Here is a 13659-nt window from a genome sequence, read left to right as displayed (position 1 = left end):
TTTTTATTTTTCGCTATTTTTCAATAAAAACACCGACGGTACAGTGCAGCCATACCTGAGGCGAGAAGCAATACGCACAGGTGCATCTTATTCACTGCAATGAAAATTGAGGCGCAAAAAATGAGTACAACACTGAGCGGAAAAATTGCCCTGGTTACGGGCGGCACCAGCGGCATTGGCCTGGCTACGGCGAAAGAACTGGTCGCACAAGGTGCGCAGGTCTTTATCACTGGCCGTCGGCAAAAAGAGCTGGATGCGGCGGTAGCAGAAATCGGCCAGGGCATTACCGGCATTCGCGCAGATGCCTCCGTTCTGGCGGATCTCGATGCGGTTTATGCCCATATCGCCAAAAGCGCCGGGCGACTGGATATTCTGTTCGCTAATGCGGGCGGCGGAGATATGTTGCCACTGGGGGCGATTACCGAAGAGCAGTTTGACCGGATTTTTGGCACCAACGTGCGTGGCGTTCTGTTCACGGTGCAAAAAGCGTTGCCGCTGCTGGTTGACGGTGCGGCGATTGTGCTGACCGGCTCAACAGTGACCATTAAAGGCACCGCCAGCTTCAGTGTTTATAGCGCCAGTAAAGCGGCGGTACGCAATTTTGCCCGCTCATGGGCGCTGGATCTTAAAGATCGCGGCATCCGTGTTAACGTGGTCAGCCCAGGGCCGGTACGCACGCCGGGTTTAGGCGAACTGGTACCGGACGAGCATCGGCAGGGGTTGTTTGACGCGCTGGCGGCGCAGGTACCGCTTGGCCGCCTTGGTGAGCCGGAAGAAATTGGCAAAGCGGTGGCCTTCCTCGCCTCTGATGCCGCCAGCTTTATCAACGGTAGCGAACTGTTTGTTGATGGCGGTATGGCGCAAATCTAACCCTCAGAGAAGGCGCATTCTCCGTACCAGAGGATGCGCGCTTCCCCGGCGTAGAGCCCGGCTGCCGCGCCGGATTTGCCATTTTCGGCAATAGCTAAGCGATTTAAATACTTTGTTATTTCCGCCGTTCTCTCACATCGTGGCCGCACAGTAAGCAGTGAGTGTGGGCGTGAATGGTAAAGCAAGGTCCAGTCTATTTACATGAAGAACAGCGTGTCGTTATTCGTCAGCTTTCCCGATCCTGGTTATGGCGCAGCGAGCTGCCGACCTGGCTGGTTATTATTACGGTGTATGGTGGCTGGTTTACCACCCTGGCGTATTGGAAAACGCTGGGGTTACTGCCCGCAACCCTGGTATTGATCGGGTTTACCTGCTGGTACCTGTCGGTGCAGCATGAGCTGATCCACGGGCATCCCACGCGCTGGCCACGGTTTAATCAGTTGCTGGGGCTGATGCCACTGGCGATCTGGTACCCGTTTGGCCTCTACCGTGATGCGCACCTCGCGCACCATCGAACACATTTGCTGACGCTGCCGGACGAGGATCCGGAATCGTATTATTTTACCCCTGCAGACTGGCACCGCCTGCCACGCTGGCAGCAATACATTATTCATCTGCGCAATACGTTTGTGGGGCGTTTACTGATTGCGCCGCTGCTGGATATAGCGCAGCTACTGGCGGGAATGGTTAAGGCGTTTCGTTTTCGGCAACGTTCAGCGATAGCCATGTGGTTGGTGCATATAGCCCTGCTGGCGCTGTTGCTGCTGTGGTTCAGATACTGCGATTTTTCGCCGCTGTGGTTTGTCCTGGCCGTGAGCTATCCGGCGCTGGCAATAACCAAAGTGCGTTCGTTTCTGGAACATCGGGCGGCGGACGATCCGCTGGCGCGTTCGGTGATCAACGAAGCCGCGCTGCCGTGGCGGCTGTTGTTCCTGAATCTCAACTACCACGCAATCCATCATGATTTACCCGGTGTCCCCTGGTATGGTTTGCGCACGCTGTATCTGCGTGACAAAGCCGCCTGGCAGCAGCGCAATAGCGGGTTTCTGGTTCGCGGCTATAGTGAATGGTTACGACGGTTCTTGTTGAAAGCCGTTGAGGTCAATGCCCACCCCGGCGACAACATACGACATGACTAAGCTTGCGTACCCGATGTATGACCTTCACCGTCCGGATACCGTTGCGTTACTGGGCGCGTTACAGGAATTGCTGGCAGCCAGAGGGCTTGCCGCTGAAGCCATCTTTCCGGTGGACGACCTGGACTCGCACTGGCAGCAGCCGGATGTGTTGCTGAGCCAGACCTGCGGCTACCCGCTGGCGACTCGCTTAATGGCGGTTCAGCCGCTGGGCTGTTTTCATTATCTGGCGACAGGGTGCGAAGGTCACCTTTACCGCAGCCTGCTGGTGGCGCGCCAGGCCGATAGCGGAAAGGCACTGGCTGATTTTCGCCATCGCCGCGCGGTATGCAATTCCCCCGATTCACAGTCTGGCTACAACGTCCTGCGCTATATGACGGCCATGTTGCCGGGGGAAGGGCGCTTTTTCTCGCATCTGCTGTTCAGTGGCAGCCACCGGCAGTCGCTGGTGGCGCTGGGCCAACAGCAGGCCGATATCGCCGCTATTGATTGTGTCACTTATGCGTTGCTACAGCGCCATCAGCCCGCTTTGTTGGCCGGGCTGACCGTGATTGCGCAAAGCCCGCTGGCACCAGGATTGCCGCTGATCACCGCCCAGGGCACGAATGCGGAAACCCGCGCCCTGGTGCAGGCTGCGCTGCAGCAACTGGTGAGCGACAGACGTTATCGTGAAGTATGCGATGCCGCATTAGTGGGCGATTTTTGTCCTGTCACACGGCGTGATTATGATTGGCTTTTGCACTGGCGGGACGCGGCAACAGCGCGTGGTGTAACGCGGCTATAATTCGTGAATACTTTCAACATGTTGCCATAATTTGTTACCTGCAAAGGGCACATACCGCCAAAGACAAAGCCGGGGGGAAGGCAGAAAGTGAGGGTTTTGTCAGTTGCCGTCCGGGCAGCAATTTGAAGCCGGAAGAAGGAAAACTCATGAGCAAATTATTTTCGGAAGTGAAGATTGGTCAGGTTGAGCTGGATAACCGTATCGTGATTGCTCCCATGTGCCAGTACTCGGCCGTTGAGGGGAAAGCGACCGCCTGGCACCGCATCCATTTAGGTAACCTGGCGTTATCGGGGGCGGGATTATTAATTATTGAAGCCACGGCAGTCGAGCCTGCGGGCAGGATTTCACCGTCAGACCTCGGATTATGGGATGACGGCACAGAACAGGCATTACGAACAGTGATCGACGATATTCGCCATTATTCGCCGGTCAAACTGGGCATTCAGTTAGGTCATGCCGGGCGTAAAGCCTCGGTAAGCGCGCCCTGGCTGGGCGGGAAGCAGCTCGCACTGGAAGAGGGCGGCTGGGAAACGTTGTCGGCTTCGGCCCTGCCGCACGATCCCGCAGAACGCGCGCCGCGAGAAATGAGCAAACAGGATCTGGCGCGAGTGAAGCACGCGTTTGTTGATAGCGCCCTGCGCGCGGTGGCGCTCGGTATTGAGGTGATCGAGATCCATGCCGCGCATGGCTATTTATTGCACCAGTTCCTTTCCCCGCTTTCCAACCAGCGCAGCGATGAGTACGGCGGCAGCCTCGACAATCGCCTGCGTTTCACGCTGGAGGTCTTTAAAGCCGTGCGCGATGCCGTGCCATCGCAGGTGGCTGTCGGCATTCGCATTTCGGCCACGGACTGGGTCGAAGGGGGATGGGATGTGGCGCAGTCCGCCGTATTAACAGAAAGAATCGACGCGCTGGGCGGCGATTATGTTCACGTTTCCAGCGGTGGGTTGTCGCCGTTGCAGAGCATCAAGGTCACGGCCGGGTACCAGGTGCCGTTTGCCAAAGCATTGCGCCAGAAGACCCGTATGCCGGTGATTGCCGTCGGGTTGATCACAGAACCTCAGCATGCAGAAGAGATTTTGCAACAGGGCGATGCCGATCTGATCGCTATCGCGCGCGGTGCGCTTTATGATCCCCGCTGGCCATGGCACGCTGCAGCCGCGCTGCATGGCGCAGTGAAGATAGCACCGCAATACCGCCGCGCAGAACCTCACGGTGTGAAAGGTACGGTTAAATAACGTTATTGGGTTCGCCAGACACTGCCCACCGCGGGTGGGCAGTTTATAGCCCCTTACGTACCAGCTCTGCCGCTTTCAGGAAAACATCTTCTTCGACGCCGTCGCCCCGGTTCCTGCCTTGTCGCTCGATTTCGTCAATTATGCTGTCCCGGTTTATTGGCGTTCGCTCTGCAATCAGGCCAATGACCGCTGCACCAATGGCTAATCCAATGAGTCCCGTGTGCTCATCATTGAACTTCATGCTGACATCCTCGTTTTCTTCTCTTCACCCAGAAAATTTAGCACAGTGGTTGGTTTTCGCCATTTACAAGAAATTTCTTTTATATCAGAGTGTTGTTATTTTTTTTGGCTTGTTGATACATGTAAAAACGCCTGAAGCAGTGGCTTCAGGCGTAAGGATGTTAAATCAGAAGGATTGCCAGTTATCCTGTGAGGAAACCAGCGCCAGTTTTGCCGGTTGGGTGGCGCTTCTGCTGCGCGACTCGCTGGCCGGATGGCGAGATTTCACGCCGGATTCGAACAGCGCGATCGCTTTGCTCAGCCGCTCAGCCTCTTTCTCCAGTGAAACCGCATTGGTCTTCGCTTCCTGTACCAGCACGGCGTTTTGCTGTGTCGCCCCGTCCATTTCCGTCATTGCCTGGCCGATTTGCTCGATGCCACGGCTTTGCTCGTCGGAGGCTACGGAAATTTCGGTCATTAATTTATTCACTTGTTCCACAGAAGAGATGATAACCGACATGGCACCACCCGCTTCCTGTACCTGTTCCGCCCCGGTTTTGACCCGCAAAACGGATTCCTGAATTAAGGTTTCGATCTCTTTTGCCGCTTGTGCACTACGCTGCGCAAGCGCGCGAACTTCACTGGCGACGACGGCAAACCCGCGCCCCTGTTCCCCGGCGCGCGCCGCTTCAACCGCCGCGTTAAGTGCCAGCAGGTTGGTCTGGAACGAGATGCCATTAATCACGCTGGTGATGTCGGCAATTTTTTGCGAGCTTTCAGAAATACCGTGCATGGTGGTCACCACTGTGGCGGTGATCTCGCCACCTTTTTGGGCCGTACGCTGTGCCTCTTCAGTCAGTTTGCGCGCGTCGCGCACGTTGTCGGCATTATTTTTCACCGTGGAGGTCAACTGCTCCATACTGGCGGCGGTCTGCTGCAGCGCTGCTGCCTGCTGATCCGTACGCCCGGAGAGTTCATCATTTCCTTCGCGGATCTGACTGGTGCTGCGGAAGATACTGCCGGAGCTGTCCTGAATAGTTTCAACAGTGGTGCGTAGGCTCGCTTGCAGGCTGCGGATATAGGGGATCATCTGACCGGCACAGTTGCGGCCAAATTCATGCAGTTCATTGTTCAGTCTGCCTGCGGTCATGGTTTCCAGATGTTTTTGGATCATGCCCAGCGGTTTGACCAGAAAGTTCACCAGATAACGGTCGGTAAGGAACAGCGTGAAGACACCTGCGATCAGGGCACCGATCAGCACATATTTATTAAAGCTGACTTCAGCGCGTGTCTGATCGAGCAGGTCATTCGACTGGATCGCCTGGGTATATTTCTCGGCCGTGGCGCCAAATTGTACGCTCAGCGGAGGATAGCTTTTACGAAACAACGCGCGGAATTGATCGGTTTGTTGACTCTTCGCCGCGCTCAGCATCGGGACGATGCCGTTATTCAGCAGGGTTTCCCAGTCATTTACCATCGCGTCGACCAGCGCTTTATCCACACCGGGATGTGGGGCCTGGCGGAATTTCGCCAGCATATCTTGAGTGATGGCCAGTGCTTTTCCGGCAGACTCGAACGTTTTTGCCGCATTTGCCTCATCACCCGACTGCTGAAAATCCATTGCCCGCAGCATGCGCGTCACTGTGCGAAAATATTGATCGTTGCCTTTTACCAGCAGGGCATACGCATTTTTTTGCCCGGCGTTTTGTTCCAGAAGTTGTTCGATAGTGGAAAAGTTATGGAAAGTCAGGAGGGTCGCCATTCCCCAAATAATGCTGAACAAGGCTAAAATAATCAGCAGCATTTTTCGGATAGTGATGTCGCGAAGTATTTTCATTATGCTTACCCCGGTAATAGAAATTACCCTTCAGGTTGGTGTTGGCCCAGCTGTCCGGCTATCTTACCCTCCTGGTTATTTTGACCAGAACGCCTCAGGCGTTGATAAAACGGTCTTTTATATTTTTGAAAAAAACGTTTTATTATATGAAAATTGATTTATATCAATTTAAAGATACTTAAACAGACAAAATCAAATAATTCCCACGATTTGATCACAGAAATCACTTTGTAAAAAATAAAAAAGAGATTTTAACGCAAATAAACTAATCGGCTACTTTTCCGCTGCTTCGATTTCTGTGGAAGCATTGAAATTTGCATTAAGTTTAATTTTATCGAGCGTTGTCGGTCGGCTAATAAAATAGCCCTGGATAATATCGCACTGCCAGGTTTTAAGCTGATCCAGCTGCTCTTGCGTTTCAACGCCTTCTGCGGTGACCTCCAAATCGTAATCTTTACCCAGACCAATGATCTTTTCGACGATTTTATGTGCAGTGACAGAGTCGTTCATCCCAAAAATAAAAGACTTGTCGATTTTAATGCCATCGAAGGGGAAGTTATTCAGATAATAGAGCGATGCGTAACCGGTACCAAAATCATCGATTAATAGTTTGACGCCTAACGATTTTAATTCTTGCATCACTTTTTTCGTGGTGTCCGGACCATTAAGGGTGATGTTTTCAGTGAACTCCAGTTCCAGCCTGGATGCCGGGAAGTGCGCATTGGTTAGTGCCGTTTTAACCCGTGCGATCATGGCGATGTCTTTACACTCCATCGGGGAGATGTTGACGGAAACCGACATATTTTCAAACTGTTGACCAATTTCATGACACGCAGTGAACAACACCCAGTCGGTAAGCGCAACGATAATGCCTGTCTCTTCTGCCAGCGGAATGAACTGATCTGGCATCAGTAAACCGTAGCCGGGATGCTGCCAGCGAACTAATGCCTCAACGGATGTAATGCGTGAAGTGCGCAGATCGTACCTGGGCTGGTATAACAAAAACAGTTGTCCTTCATTGATGGCCGAACGTAATTCTCGTTCCAGTTCCCGGCGTTGCACGATCTGTTTTTCCATATCCGGCTGATAAAACAGGTAGTTATTTTTCCCGGCATTTTTAGCTTTATACAGGGCAATATCAGAGTAGCGCAGTAAATCCTTAGCGGTTAGGGCATCTTTAGGTAATTGCGCAATGCCAATACTGACGCTGATATACACCTCAGTAGCAGAAATATAAAACGGTTTATTAATCTCGCTAATAATTCGCTGGCAAAATATCCTGATATCTTCTTCACTGTTTACATCCGGGGAAATAATAACAAACTCATCGCCGCCATGACGGGCAACCAGATCGGTATTACGTACGCATTTACGCAATCTTTCGGAGACATCGCTCAGGACTTTATCGCCTGCCAGGTGTCCGTAAATATCGTTAATGGCTTTGAAGTCATTAATATCAATGCTCATCATCACCAGCGATCCCGCCTGCGATTCATGAGTGAGGAGTTTCCCATCAAGGAATTCTTTCATGGTTAAGCGATTGGGTAAGCCGGTTAACTCATCATGGTGGGATAAATATTGGATGCGTTCACTGGCTTGTACTTCAAGCGTTACATCCGATGCGGTTGCGCGAAAGCCTAAATGACCGTTCGCCAGCATGACGCGTTTGAGCGTTAAATTACAATACCGCTGGCTGCCCAGTGCCGAGACGTAGCCACATTGCGAAAGCGTCAGGCTGTGATCAGCTGACGGTTGTGCCAGCCAGGCGATCAATGCGTTGTCTTTATTGACGAAAAAGTCGGTAAAGCGCCGTCCGATCCACTCCCCGATATGATGCCCGGTCACGACCGGAAAGCGATTTGAAATCCAGGTTAACCGCAGTTGCGCATCGGCTTCCCAGACCCAGTCGGTGGTGGTTTCCACAATATCGCGAAAGCGACGTTCGCTGGTCAGCAATGCCTGGCGGCTCTGCTCCAACAGAAAGATCTTTTCATCGTTAACCCGTGCGCGGAACAGCGCTTTACGTGCCAACTGCCATGCCAGCAAAACGGAGCCGATCATCAGCGCTGCCAGCAAGGGCAGGACCCAGGTGAACAGCGTCAGCGCGAACAGGGTACTGAAAAAAATAAAGCCCATCAGTAACGCCATCATCAGGATGGTCTGTTTCATGATGCTATGTGTATCGCCTGTCCGCAGAGAGGGCGTTCTGTCGTCAGGTAGACTCATTCGTGCCCCTGGTATATTAACTAAGCAGATTCTTAATGTTATTAACGGCAGGGCGCGCAGTTTATTTACTGTCAATGTGACAATTTATTGATAATTCGCGTAGTTATGTGATTCCGCTGAATATTTTTTCTGGCGCTAAAATCACATAAAATAAAGATTAATGTAACCTTAAGGTCGTAAGGCAGGAATAAATAAGCCTGCTAACGGCAGGGATTTAATTATAAACATGGGCGCGTAGCGATTTCCCGCAGAACCTCTCGCGGCGAACCGCGAGAGGCGCAGACATGATCACTTCTTACCGTTAGGTTTTAACTGCTCGCCTGGTTTTAAGCGGAACAGCTCGTCATCGCGGGTGGAGTAGCGCACGGTGCCATCATCCAGCCGGTATGCACCTTCGGTGAAACCCGCACCGTTGAGGAAGGGGGCGACAGCATCCGGTTTCCCTTGATAAGCCGCTTCCAGCGCCAGCAGGGCATACGGCGCTATATGGTCGACATTGGCGTAAATATACTGAGGATCATCGACAAAGAAACCGTTCAGGCGTTTATGCGCAATAATATTGTTCGCCACGTTATCTGCCAGCGAGAGGTAGTTTTTATCGCCGGTGGCACGGGATAAATCAATCAACGCAAAAATGGCATAAGGTTCGCTATTGGTGGTCGCCATATTCAGCTGGCTGTTTTTCCCTCCCGGTTCGCCGATATCACCCAGACCCTGACCGCGAGCAATACCGCGTGCCACTTTCCACATATCGGCATCCTGCTCCAGCGTCCAGGCGCGGGCATACGACAACAAGAACTCATTGCCAGCCGGATAAGGCTTCAATTCCGTGCCTTTTTTGCCGTAATAGCCGTCGCGCGGTAAGACATAGCCTGAGAGATCGGTACCGTTGGCCAGCATCGGCCGGAAGGTATTGCTCTTCTCGTCATAGGCATATTTGGCGAAGGCTTTCAGACCATCCAGCGTCCATTTTTTGAGATCATCGCCGTCGCGCCCCAGCGATTTCGCCAGTGCCAGCTGCATTAATGCGTTTTCCGAATAGAGCGTACTGGTGCGGCCTTTCAGCATCATATTGCCTTCCAGTGCTGTCGGGCCGAATTCCGGGCCAAACTGGCGCTGTGCACGATCGCCATATTTCGAGTTGGTGTCGGAATCATCGGTTGTTTCGGCGCGTTTCAGCGCCTGGGTGAACTGATAAACCCCCAGTCCGGTTTTTTTATCGCGTGGCAGCACATACTGCTCCGCCAGTCGCCTGGCCCAGATCAGCGCGCCTTTTTCGCCCTCGTATTGCCACAGCAGGGAGGCGGAGTAAATCAGATCGTTGCCGGCATTGAGGAAACTCAGCCCCTTGGTGGCAAAGAAAGGCGGTTGCTGTTCAAAATCGCTGGCCCACAGTTTTCCCATGGCTTTGCCATATTCGCCGTGACGGCTGGTTTCAAGGATCTTCCAGTCGTAAACATGTGCGTTCCAGAAAGCACGTATAAAACGCGCAGTGGCCGGTTTATCAACAGCGAACATCAGATCGTAATAGGGATAAGCGTTTTTCAGTTCATGGACCTGTTCTTTCTCGCTCGGCCCTTCCGGTTGCAATGTGTTGAGATCGATAAAACGGTGGCCCCCCCACAGCAGCAGCCCACTTTTGTCCTGATAGTGCTGGAAGTAATAGCGGACGTTGTCCTGCGCCAGTTGCTTATATTTAGTGTCACCGCTCAGATTGCTCAGCCCCACCAGCACCCGCATCAGGTTTTGCTGAGCCGAGAAATTCGACAGAACGGCAGTTTTGCCATCCGGAAAGATCCACGTCATCTGAGCGCCAGTGCGCGGATCGACGCCATCAGCCAGCAGCGGGACGTCGCTGTGCTGTTTGCTCCGGGCTTTTTCAATCACCGTATCAGCAAATGCCTTTACGCTGCTAAGTCGCTGGCTATCCTGCGCGGTGGCGGTGTGAGAAAACAGACTTATTAACCCTATCGCGAGCGCCAATTTGGAAAGTGTCATATTTCATCTCATCATTAAGAATAAGGATTTCTGGCGAAATCCTTATTGAAGAGGGAATACCGCAAGCGGATCGTTAGAAATTATATTTTATGCCCACACGATAACGCGTCTGGCGCTCATCGGTATATTTGCTGCCCGATACGTTACCAATTGCAGCGTACGGCGACCAGTTTTTGTCCCATTTGTAGGTCAATTTAAAATCATGTGACCAGTCATAGTTTTCATTATCGGCGATCAGCACGCCAGCAGAGGTCGCATGTTTGTAATCCAGTTCGTAATCAAGCTGATAATTATCAAACAGTTTCCACGACAGCGCAGCGGTCAGGTTGTAGCCGTTTTCGCTGGTGTCTTTCGTGGTACCGATGTTACTCGAGTTACGCTTGAAGTACGGGCGGTAGCGCAGTGTACCGCTCACATCGCTGCTGAAATTCACCTTACCGCGCAGATAGGGACGATAGTTGTTAGAGGTGGAACTGGAGTCCAGTGAAAAACCCGGTTCGAGCTGGAAAGTCGGGTTAATTTTATAGACATAACTGGCCACCACTTCTGTGCCATTGCTAACGGTTTCATGGTAGGCCTTATCTTTATTTTGCGAGCCTTTCCATTTGCCCTCCAGCGATAAACCAAAGCCGTTAGCAAAGCGGTGCGACATTAATAAACGATCTTTGTGATTATTTCCGCCGCTGTCAGTTATTTCATGGCGATAATCAAATGTCACAGCCTGTGCAGCAATACTCACCAAAGGTACAGTAACTAATAAAAGCGTGCGTAACATAAAATCCCCTATTATTTATAGTCAGTAGGTACAAGATGTCCTCTGCAAAATTGCAGATAGTTTTATTCAAAGAGGAATGGGACATTCTCTCTCATTGCAAAACGATATAATTAGCAGACATAATTATTATGCCAAATATAGTTACGCTGCTGTGGCTGACACCGAAAGCAGCAGTTAATTAACCCCTAAATGTGGCGTGTGGTGCCGGGTGCCTCCCGGTGAATTGCGGGCCGATCTCCACAATTCGTCCATAAAAATGGAACCTCATTGAGGTTTCTTCATATCAGCTTGACCCCGCCGCTTAGGGGGATTCACCACACAGAATATGTTGTTAATGATGCATTGCTGATTAACAAGCGATAAATAGGTTGTTTTCATCTCTCGTTTAGACATTAAGTGGAACGCACTTTTACACAATTTGAAATGATGTTTTGAGACTGAGATCGAACTTTAAAGAGAGAGTAAAAATTATTCAAAGACCGTTTATAAAGATAATCTTACTCTTTAATTTTATTTTAATATCAATGTGTTACATGGTTTACATGCAGATGTGTATGTGATCAGGATTAAGCTATTTCGCAGGCAAAATAATTTTCCTGATAAACTTATTCCTGGAATAAAAAATGAACGTCGGGACAAAAATGCAATACACTGGGCTTATCACCCGAACGGGCTAACGGGAATGAGCACGACGTTACGTCTTTGCAACTTAAACTAAACATAAACAAGACAGATCGGGCGCTTTGATCTGCCTGATTACCTACCTTACATTCAGGATAAAACAGAAAACGCCTTCCGTATGGGAGAGCAAAAATAAAAACATAACCTCTGGAGTACCCACATGAAAATCTACGGAAAGGATCGCCTTTTCATCTATGGAATTGAGAAAATACTCAAGGAGCTGAATCAGGAAAAGGGGCGATGGTTTCGCCACGGTGAACCGTCAATATATGTGGCTACGGGAATGGATATTGTGGAAATGTATTCATTATTGTTCTCCTGCCCACCCGCGCACTATTCTATTTTTATCTCATCGGAACGCCATTTTGACTCGCTCAGGCTGCTGTTCCCTGGGATGGTGAAATTGTGCCTGGCGGAAACTGTCCGTGCAGATGCATTACGCCATGCGCTGGAGGTGATGAGTTTACTGTCGGAGCAGAACCAGCAGCCGGGTTATCGCCACAGCATGCTGAAATTCACCAGTGCCGAGCAGCAAATTCTGCGGCTATTGCTGCGCGGGCATTCGGTGGATGATATCGCCCGTATACGTGGCGTGAGTCCAACCACCGTCAGCGTACAGCGCAATGGCATGATGAAACGGACCGGTACCCGCAGTCTGCAGGAACTCTGTTCGCTGTATGCAGCGATGCGTACCCGGGCTGAGTGCCCCCCCGCTAAGCGCCACGTGGTGAGTTTTTCCTGAACGGTAACAGGCATAGCCACGGCGCTTCAAACAGTGTGGGCGAAGGGCACTGATCATGCCCATATGCGTGACTGTTTAAAACACCATGGCATGTAACACGGTGCGGATCAGAATGCCAACAATGGCGCCAGGCAGGGCAAAGCGAAACAAGCGGACAAAACGGCTGGCGATACCTAAAAAGATGCCGATACCGGGCAGATCGAGGGTTTGCACCAGCAGCCCCGCCGAGGCATTGAGTTGCGCGGCGGTGAGTTGACCGTGCTGCACCATTTCCGATGCCACGCCAAAATAGGCGGTGCCGCCCGCCATGCATTTGGTTAATGTCAGCAATACATACACGCTTGAAATATTGAAGAAAGCGAGCACGGGGGTTAACAGTGCGGTTAAGGCTTCCACCGCGCCGGCTGCTTTTAACAGCCCGACCACGGTTAGCGACAGCAGTAGCATCGGCAGCGACCCGAGTGACAAGCGTATGGCATCTGCCCCTGCGCCATTGATCACTGAAATTAACCCGGCGCGGGGTTTATCGCGGTGAAGTTCCGCCTCCTCGCTACGCAGACTCACCCCGGAGAGTTTTCGGCCTGTCACGTACCAGGTCAGTGTCGATGCCGCCAGGCCGCCGATCAGCGAAATAATAATCGCCACTCCCCAGTGCAGGCCAAACGGCGTCAGCGGGTAAAAGACATTTGCCTGGCCCATGGCGAATAACATTGCCAGTGTTGCGGCCAGGTGGCGGTCAGAAGTACCGCGTTTTTCCATTAGCGCCAGCGAGGCAAGCGGGGCGGCGAAGCTGACAAAATTCAACTGGATGAGGGCGAATATGCCCATGCCGTTTATGCCAAACGGTTTCAGTAACGGGGCAGTGATTCGGACAATCACCTCCAGCACGCCTTTCTCTTCCAGGTACTTCATAATGATGAGCATCACAACCATGATCGGCAACAAGGTGTACAACGCAACATCTACCGAGACCTTGCCCGCCGACATGATGACTTCAATGATATTCATTACTGACTCCGGTGAATGTTTTCACCGATATAGTACACCCGGCAACAATGTGACAGGCCTGGTCAGGCCATTGTATTTTCTTATTTTCTGTAAGCGGACGTGGCAGAAGGCGGAGCGTGCGAACGCTGCGCCAAAACGTGAAAAC

General features: G+C 51.7%; 11 protein-coding genes. 5 read left to right on the top strand and 6 right to left on the bottom strand.

The genetic code is table 11. The features are described from left to right. Positions 1 to 120 precede the first annotated feature (120 nt). From ACUY4S_RS17090 to ACUY4S_RS17075, 4 genes are all read left to right on the top strand, one after another. Positions 121 to 870: an SDR family NAD(P)-dependent oxidoreductase gene (locus tag ACUY4S_RS17090; protein WP_458022455.1), complete on the top strand. Its 750-nt coding sequence runs from the start codon at positions 121 to 123 to the stop codon at positions 868 to 870. Between the two features lie 173 nt (positions 871 to 1043). After that, positions 1044 to 2009 carry a fatty acid desaturase gene (locus ACUY4S_RS17085; protein WP_458022456.1) on the top strand — a complete coding sequence of 322 codons (966 nt, stop codon included), beginning with the start codon at positions 1044 to 1046 and terminating at the stop codon, positions 2007 to 2009. Continuing rightward, positions 2002 to 2790, top strand: coding sequence for a phosphate/phosphite/phosphonate ABC transporter substrate-binding protein (locus ACUY4S_RS17080; RefSeq protein ID WP_458022457.1), 789 nt, complete (start codon positions 2002 to 2004; stop codon positions 2788 to 2790). The genes ACUY4S_RS17085 and ACUY4S_RS17080 overlap by 8 nt, the downstream gene beginning before the upstream one ends. 146 nt (positions 2791 to 2936) lie before the next feature. Further along, entirely contained in the window at positions 2937 to 4028 is a 1092-nt protein-coding gene (locus ACUY4S_RS17075) for an NADH:flavin oxidoreductase/NADH oxidase (protein WP_458022458.1), read from the top strand. Between the two features lie 43 nt (positions 4029 to 4071). On the opposite strand, the gene ACUY4S_RS17070 is transcribed toward ACUY4S_RS17075, so the two are convergent. The 5 genes from ACUY4S_RS17070 to ACUY4S_RS17050 form a co-directional block, all read right to left on the bottom strand. Continuing rightward, positions 4072 to 4269, bottom strand: a complete 198-nt coding sequence (locus tag ACUY4S_RS17070) for a hypothetical protein (protein WP_458022459.1) — start codon at positions 4267 to 4269, stop codon at positions 4072 to 4074. A 165-nt stretch (positions 4270 to 4434) separates the two neighbouring features. Beyond that, positions 4435 to 6084: a methyl-accepting chemotaxis protein gene (locus ACUY4S_RS17065; protein ID WP_458022460.1), complete on the bottom strand. Its 1650-nt coding sequence runs from the start codon at positions 6082 to 6084 to the stop codon at positions 4435 to 4437. 273 nt (positions 6085 to 6357) lie between these two features. After that, complete coding sequence (locus ACUY4S_RS17060) at positions 6358 to 8310, bottom strand: putative bifunctional diguanylate cyclase/phosphodiesterase (protein WP_458022461.1); 1953 nt, start codon at positions 8308 to 8310, stop codon at positions 6358 to 6360. A gap of 288 nt (positions 8311 to 8598) precedes the next feature. Beyond that, a complete protein-coding gene (locus ACUY4S_RS17055) occupies positions 8599 to 10308 on the bottom strand; it encodes a pectate lyase (RefSeq protein ID WP_312690984.1) in 1710 nt (569 codons plus the stop codon). Between the two features lie 73 nt (positions 10309 to 10381). After that, positions 10382 to 11083 carry an oligogalacturonate-specific porin KdgM family protein gene (locus tag ACUY4S_RS17050; RefSeq protein ID WP_312690985.1) on the bottom strand — a complete coding sequence of 234 codons (702 nt, stop codon included), beginning with the start codon at positions 11081 to 11083 and terminating at the stop codon, positions 10382 to 10384. Positions 11084 to 11924: 841 nt separating this feature from the next. Between ACUY4S_RS17050 and ACUY4S_RS17045 the strand changes: the two genes are divergently transcribed. Continuing rightward, the gene (locus tag ACUY4S_RS17045) at positions 11925 to 12506 is read left to right on the top strand and encodes a helix-turn-helix transcriptional regulator (RefSeq protein WP_312690986.1); all 582 of its coding nucleotides are present in this window, start codon (positions 11925 to 11927) and stop codon (positions 12504 to 12506) included. Positions 12507 to 12581: 75 nt separating this feature from the next. On the opposite strand, the gene ACUY4S_RS17040 is transcribed toward ACUY4S_RS17045, so the two are convergent. Then, positions 12582 to 13514, bottom strand: coding sequence for a nucleoside recognition domain-containing protein (locus ACUY4S_RS17040; protein ID WP_312690987.1), 933 nt, complete (start codon positions 13512 to 13514; stop codon positions 12582 to 12584). Between the last annotated feature and the right edge of the window lie 145 nt (positions 13515 to 13659).

This window comes from Kosakonia beeri, from assembly GCF_054165705.1.
This window is presented reverse-complemented; position numbering and strand designations above follow the sequence as displayed.

Excerpts from the sequence above, each read along its gene's own strand:
- ACUY4S_RS17070 (WP_458022459.1), bottom strand. The coding sequence starts at position 4,269 with ATGAAGTTCAATGATGAGCACACGGGACTCATTGGATTAGCCATTGGT.
- ACUY4S_RS17040 (WP_312690987.1), bottom strand. The coding sequence starts at position 13,514 with ATGAATATCATTGAAGTCATCATGTCGGCGGGCAAGGTCTCGGTAGAT.
- ACUY4S_RS17055 (WP_312690984.1), bottom strand. The coding sequence starts at position 10,308 with ATGACACTTTCCAAATTGGCGCTCGCGATAGGGTTAATAAGTCTGTTT.
- ACUY4S_RS17045 (WP_312690986.1), top strand. The coding sequence starts at position 11,925 with ATGAAAATCTACGGAAAGGATCGCCTTTTCATCTATGGAATTGAGAAA.
- ACUY4S_RS17050 (WP_312690985.1), bottom strand. The coding sequence starts at position 11,083 with ATGTTACGCACGCTTTTATTAGTTACTGTACCTTTGGTGAGTATTGCT.
- ACUY4S_RS17060 (WP_458022461.1), bottom strand. The coding sequence starts at position 8,310 with ATGAGTCTACCTGACGACAGAACGCCCTCTCTGCGGACAGGCGATACA.
- ACUY4S_RS17065 (WP_458022460.1), bottom strand. The coding sequence starts at position 6,084 with ATGAAAATACTTCGCGACATCACTATCCGAAAAATGCTGCTGATTATT.
- ACUY4S_RS17090 (WP_458022455.1), top strand. The coding sequence starts at position 121 with ATGAGTACAACACTGAGCGGAAAAATTGCCCTGGTTACGGGCGGCACC.
- ACUY4S_RS17085 (WP_458022456.1), top strand. The coding sequence starts at position 1,044 with ATGGTAAAGCAAGGTCCAGTCTATTTACATGAAGAACAGCGTGTCGTT.
- ACUY4S_RS17080 (WP_458022457.1), top strand. The coding sequence starts at position 2,002 with ATGACTAAGCTTGCGTACCCGATGTATGACCTTCACCGTCCGGATACC.
- ACUY4S_RS17075 (WP_458022458.1), top strand. The coding sequence starts at position 2,937 with ATGAGCAAATTATTTTCGGAAGTGAAGATTGGTCAGGTTGAGCTGGAT.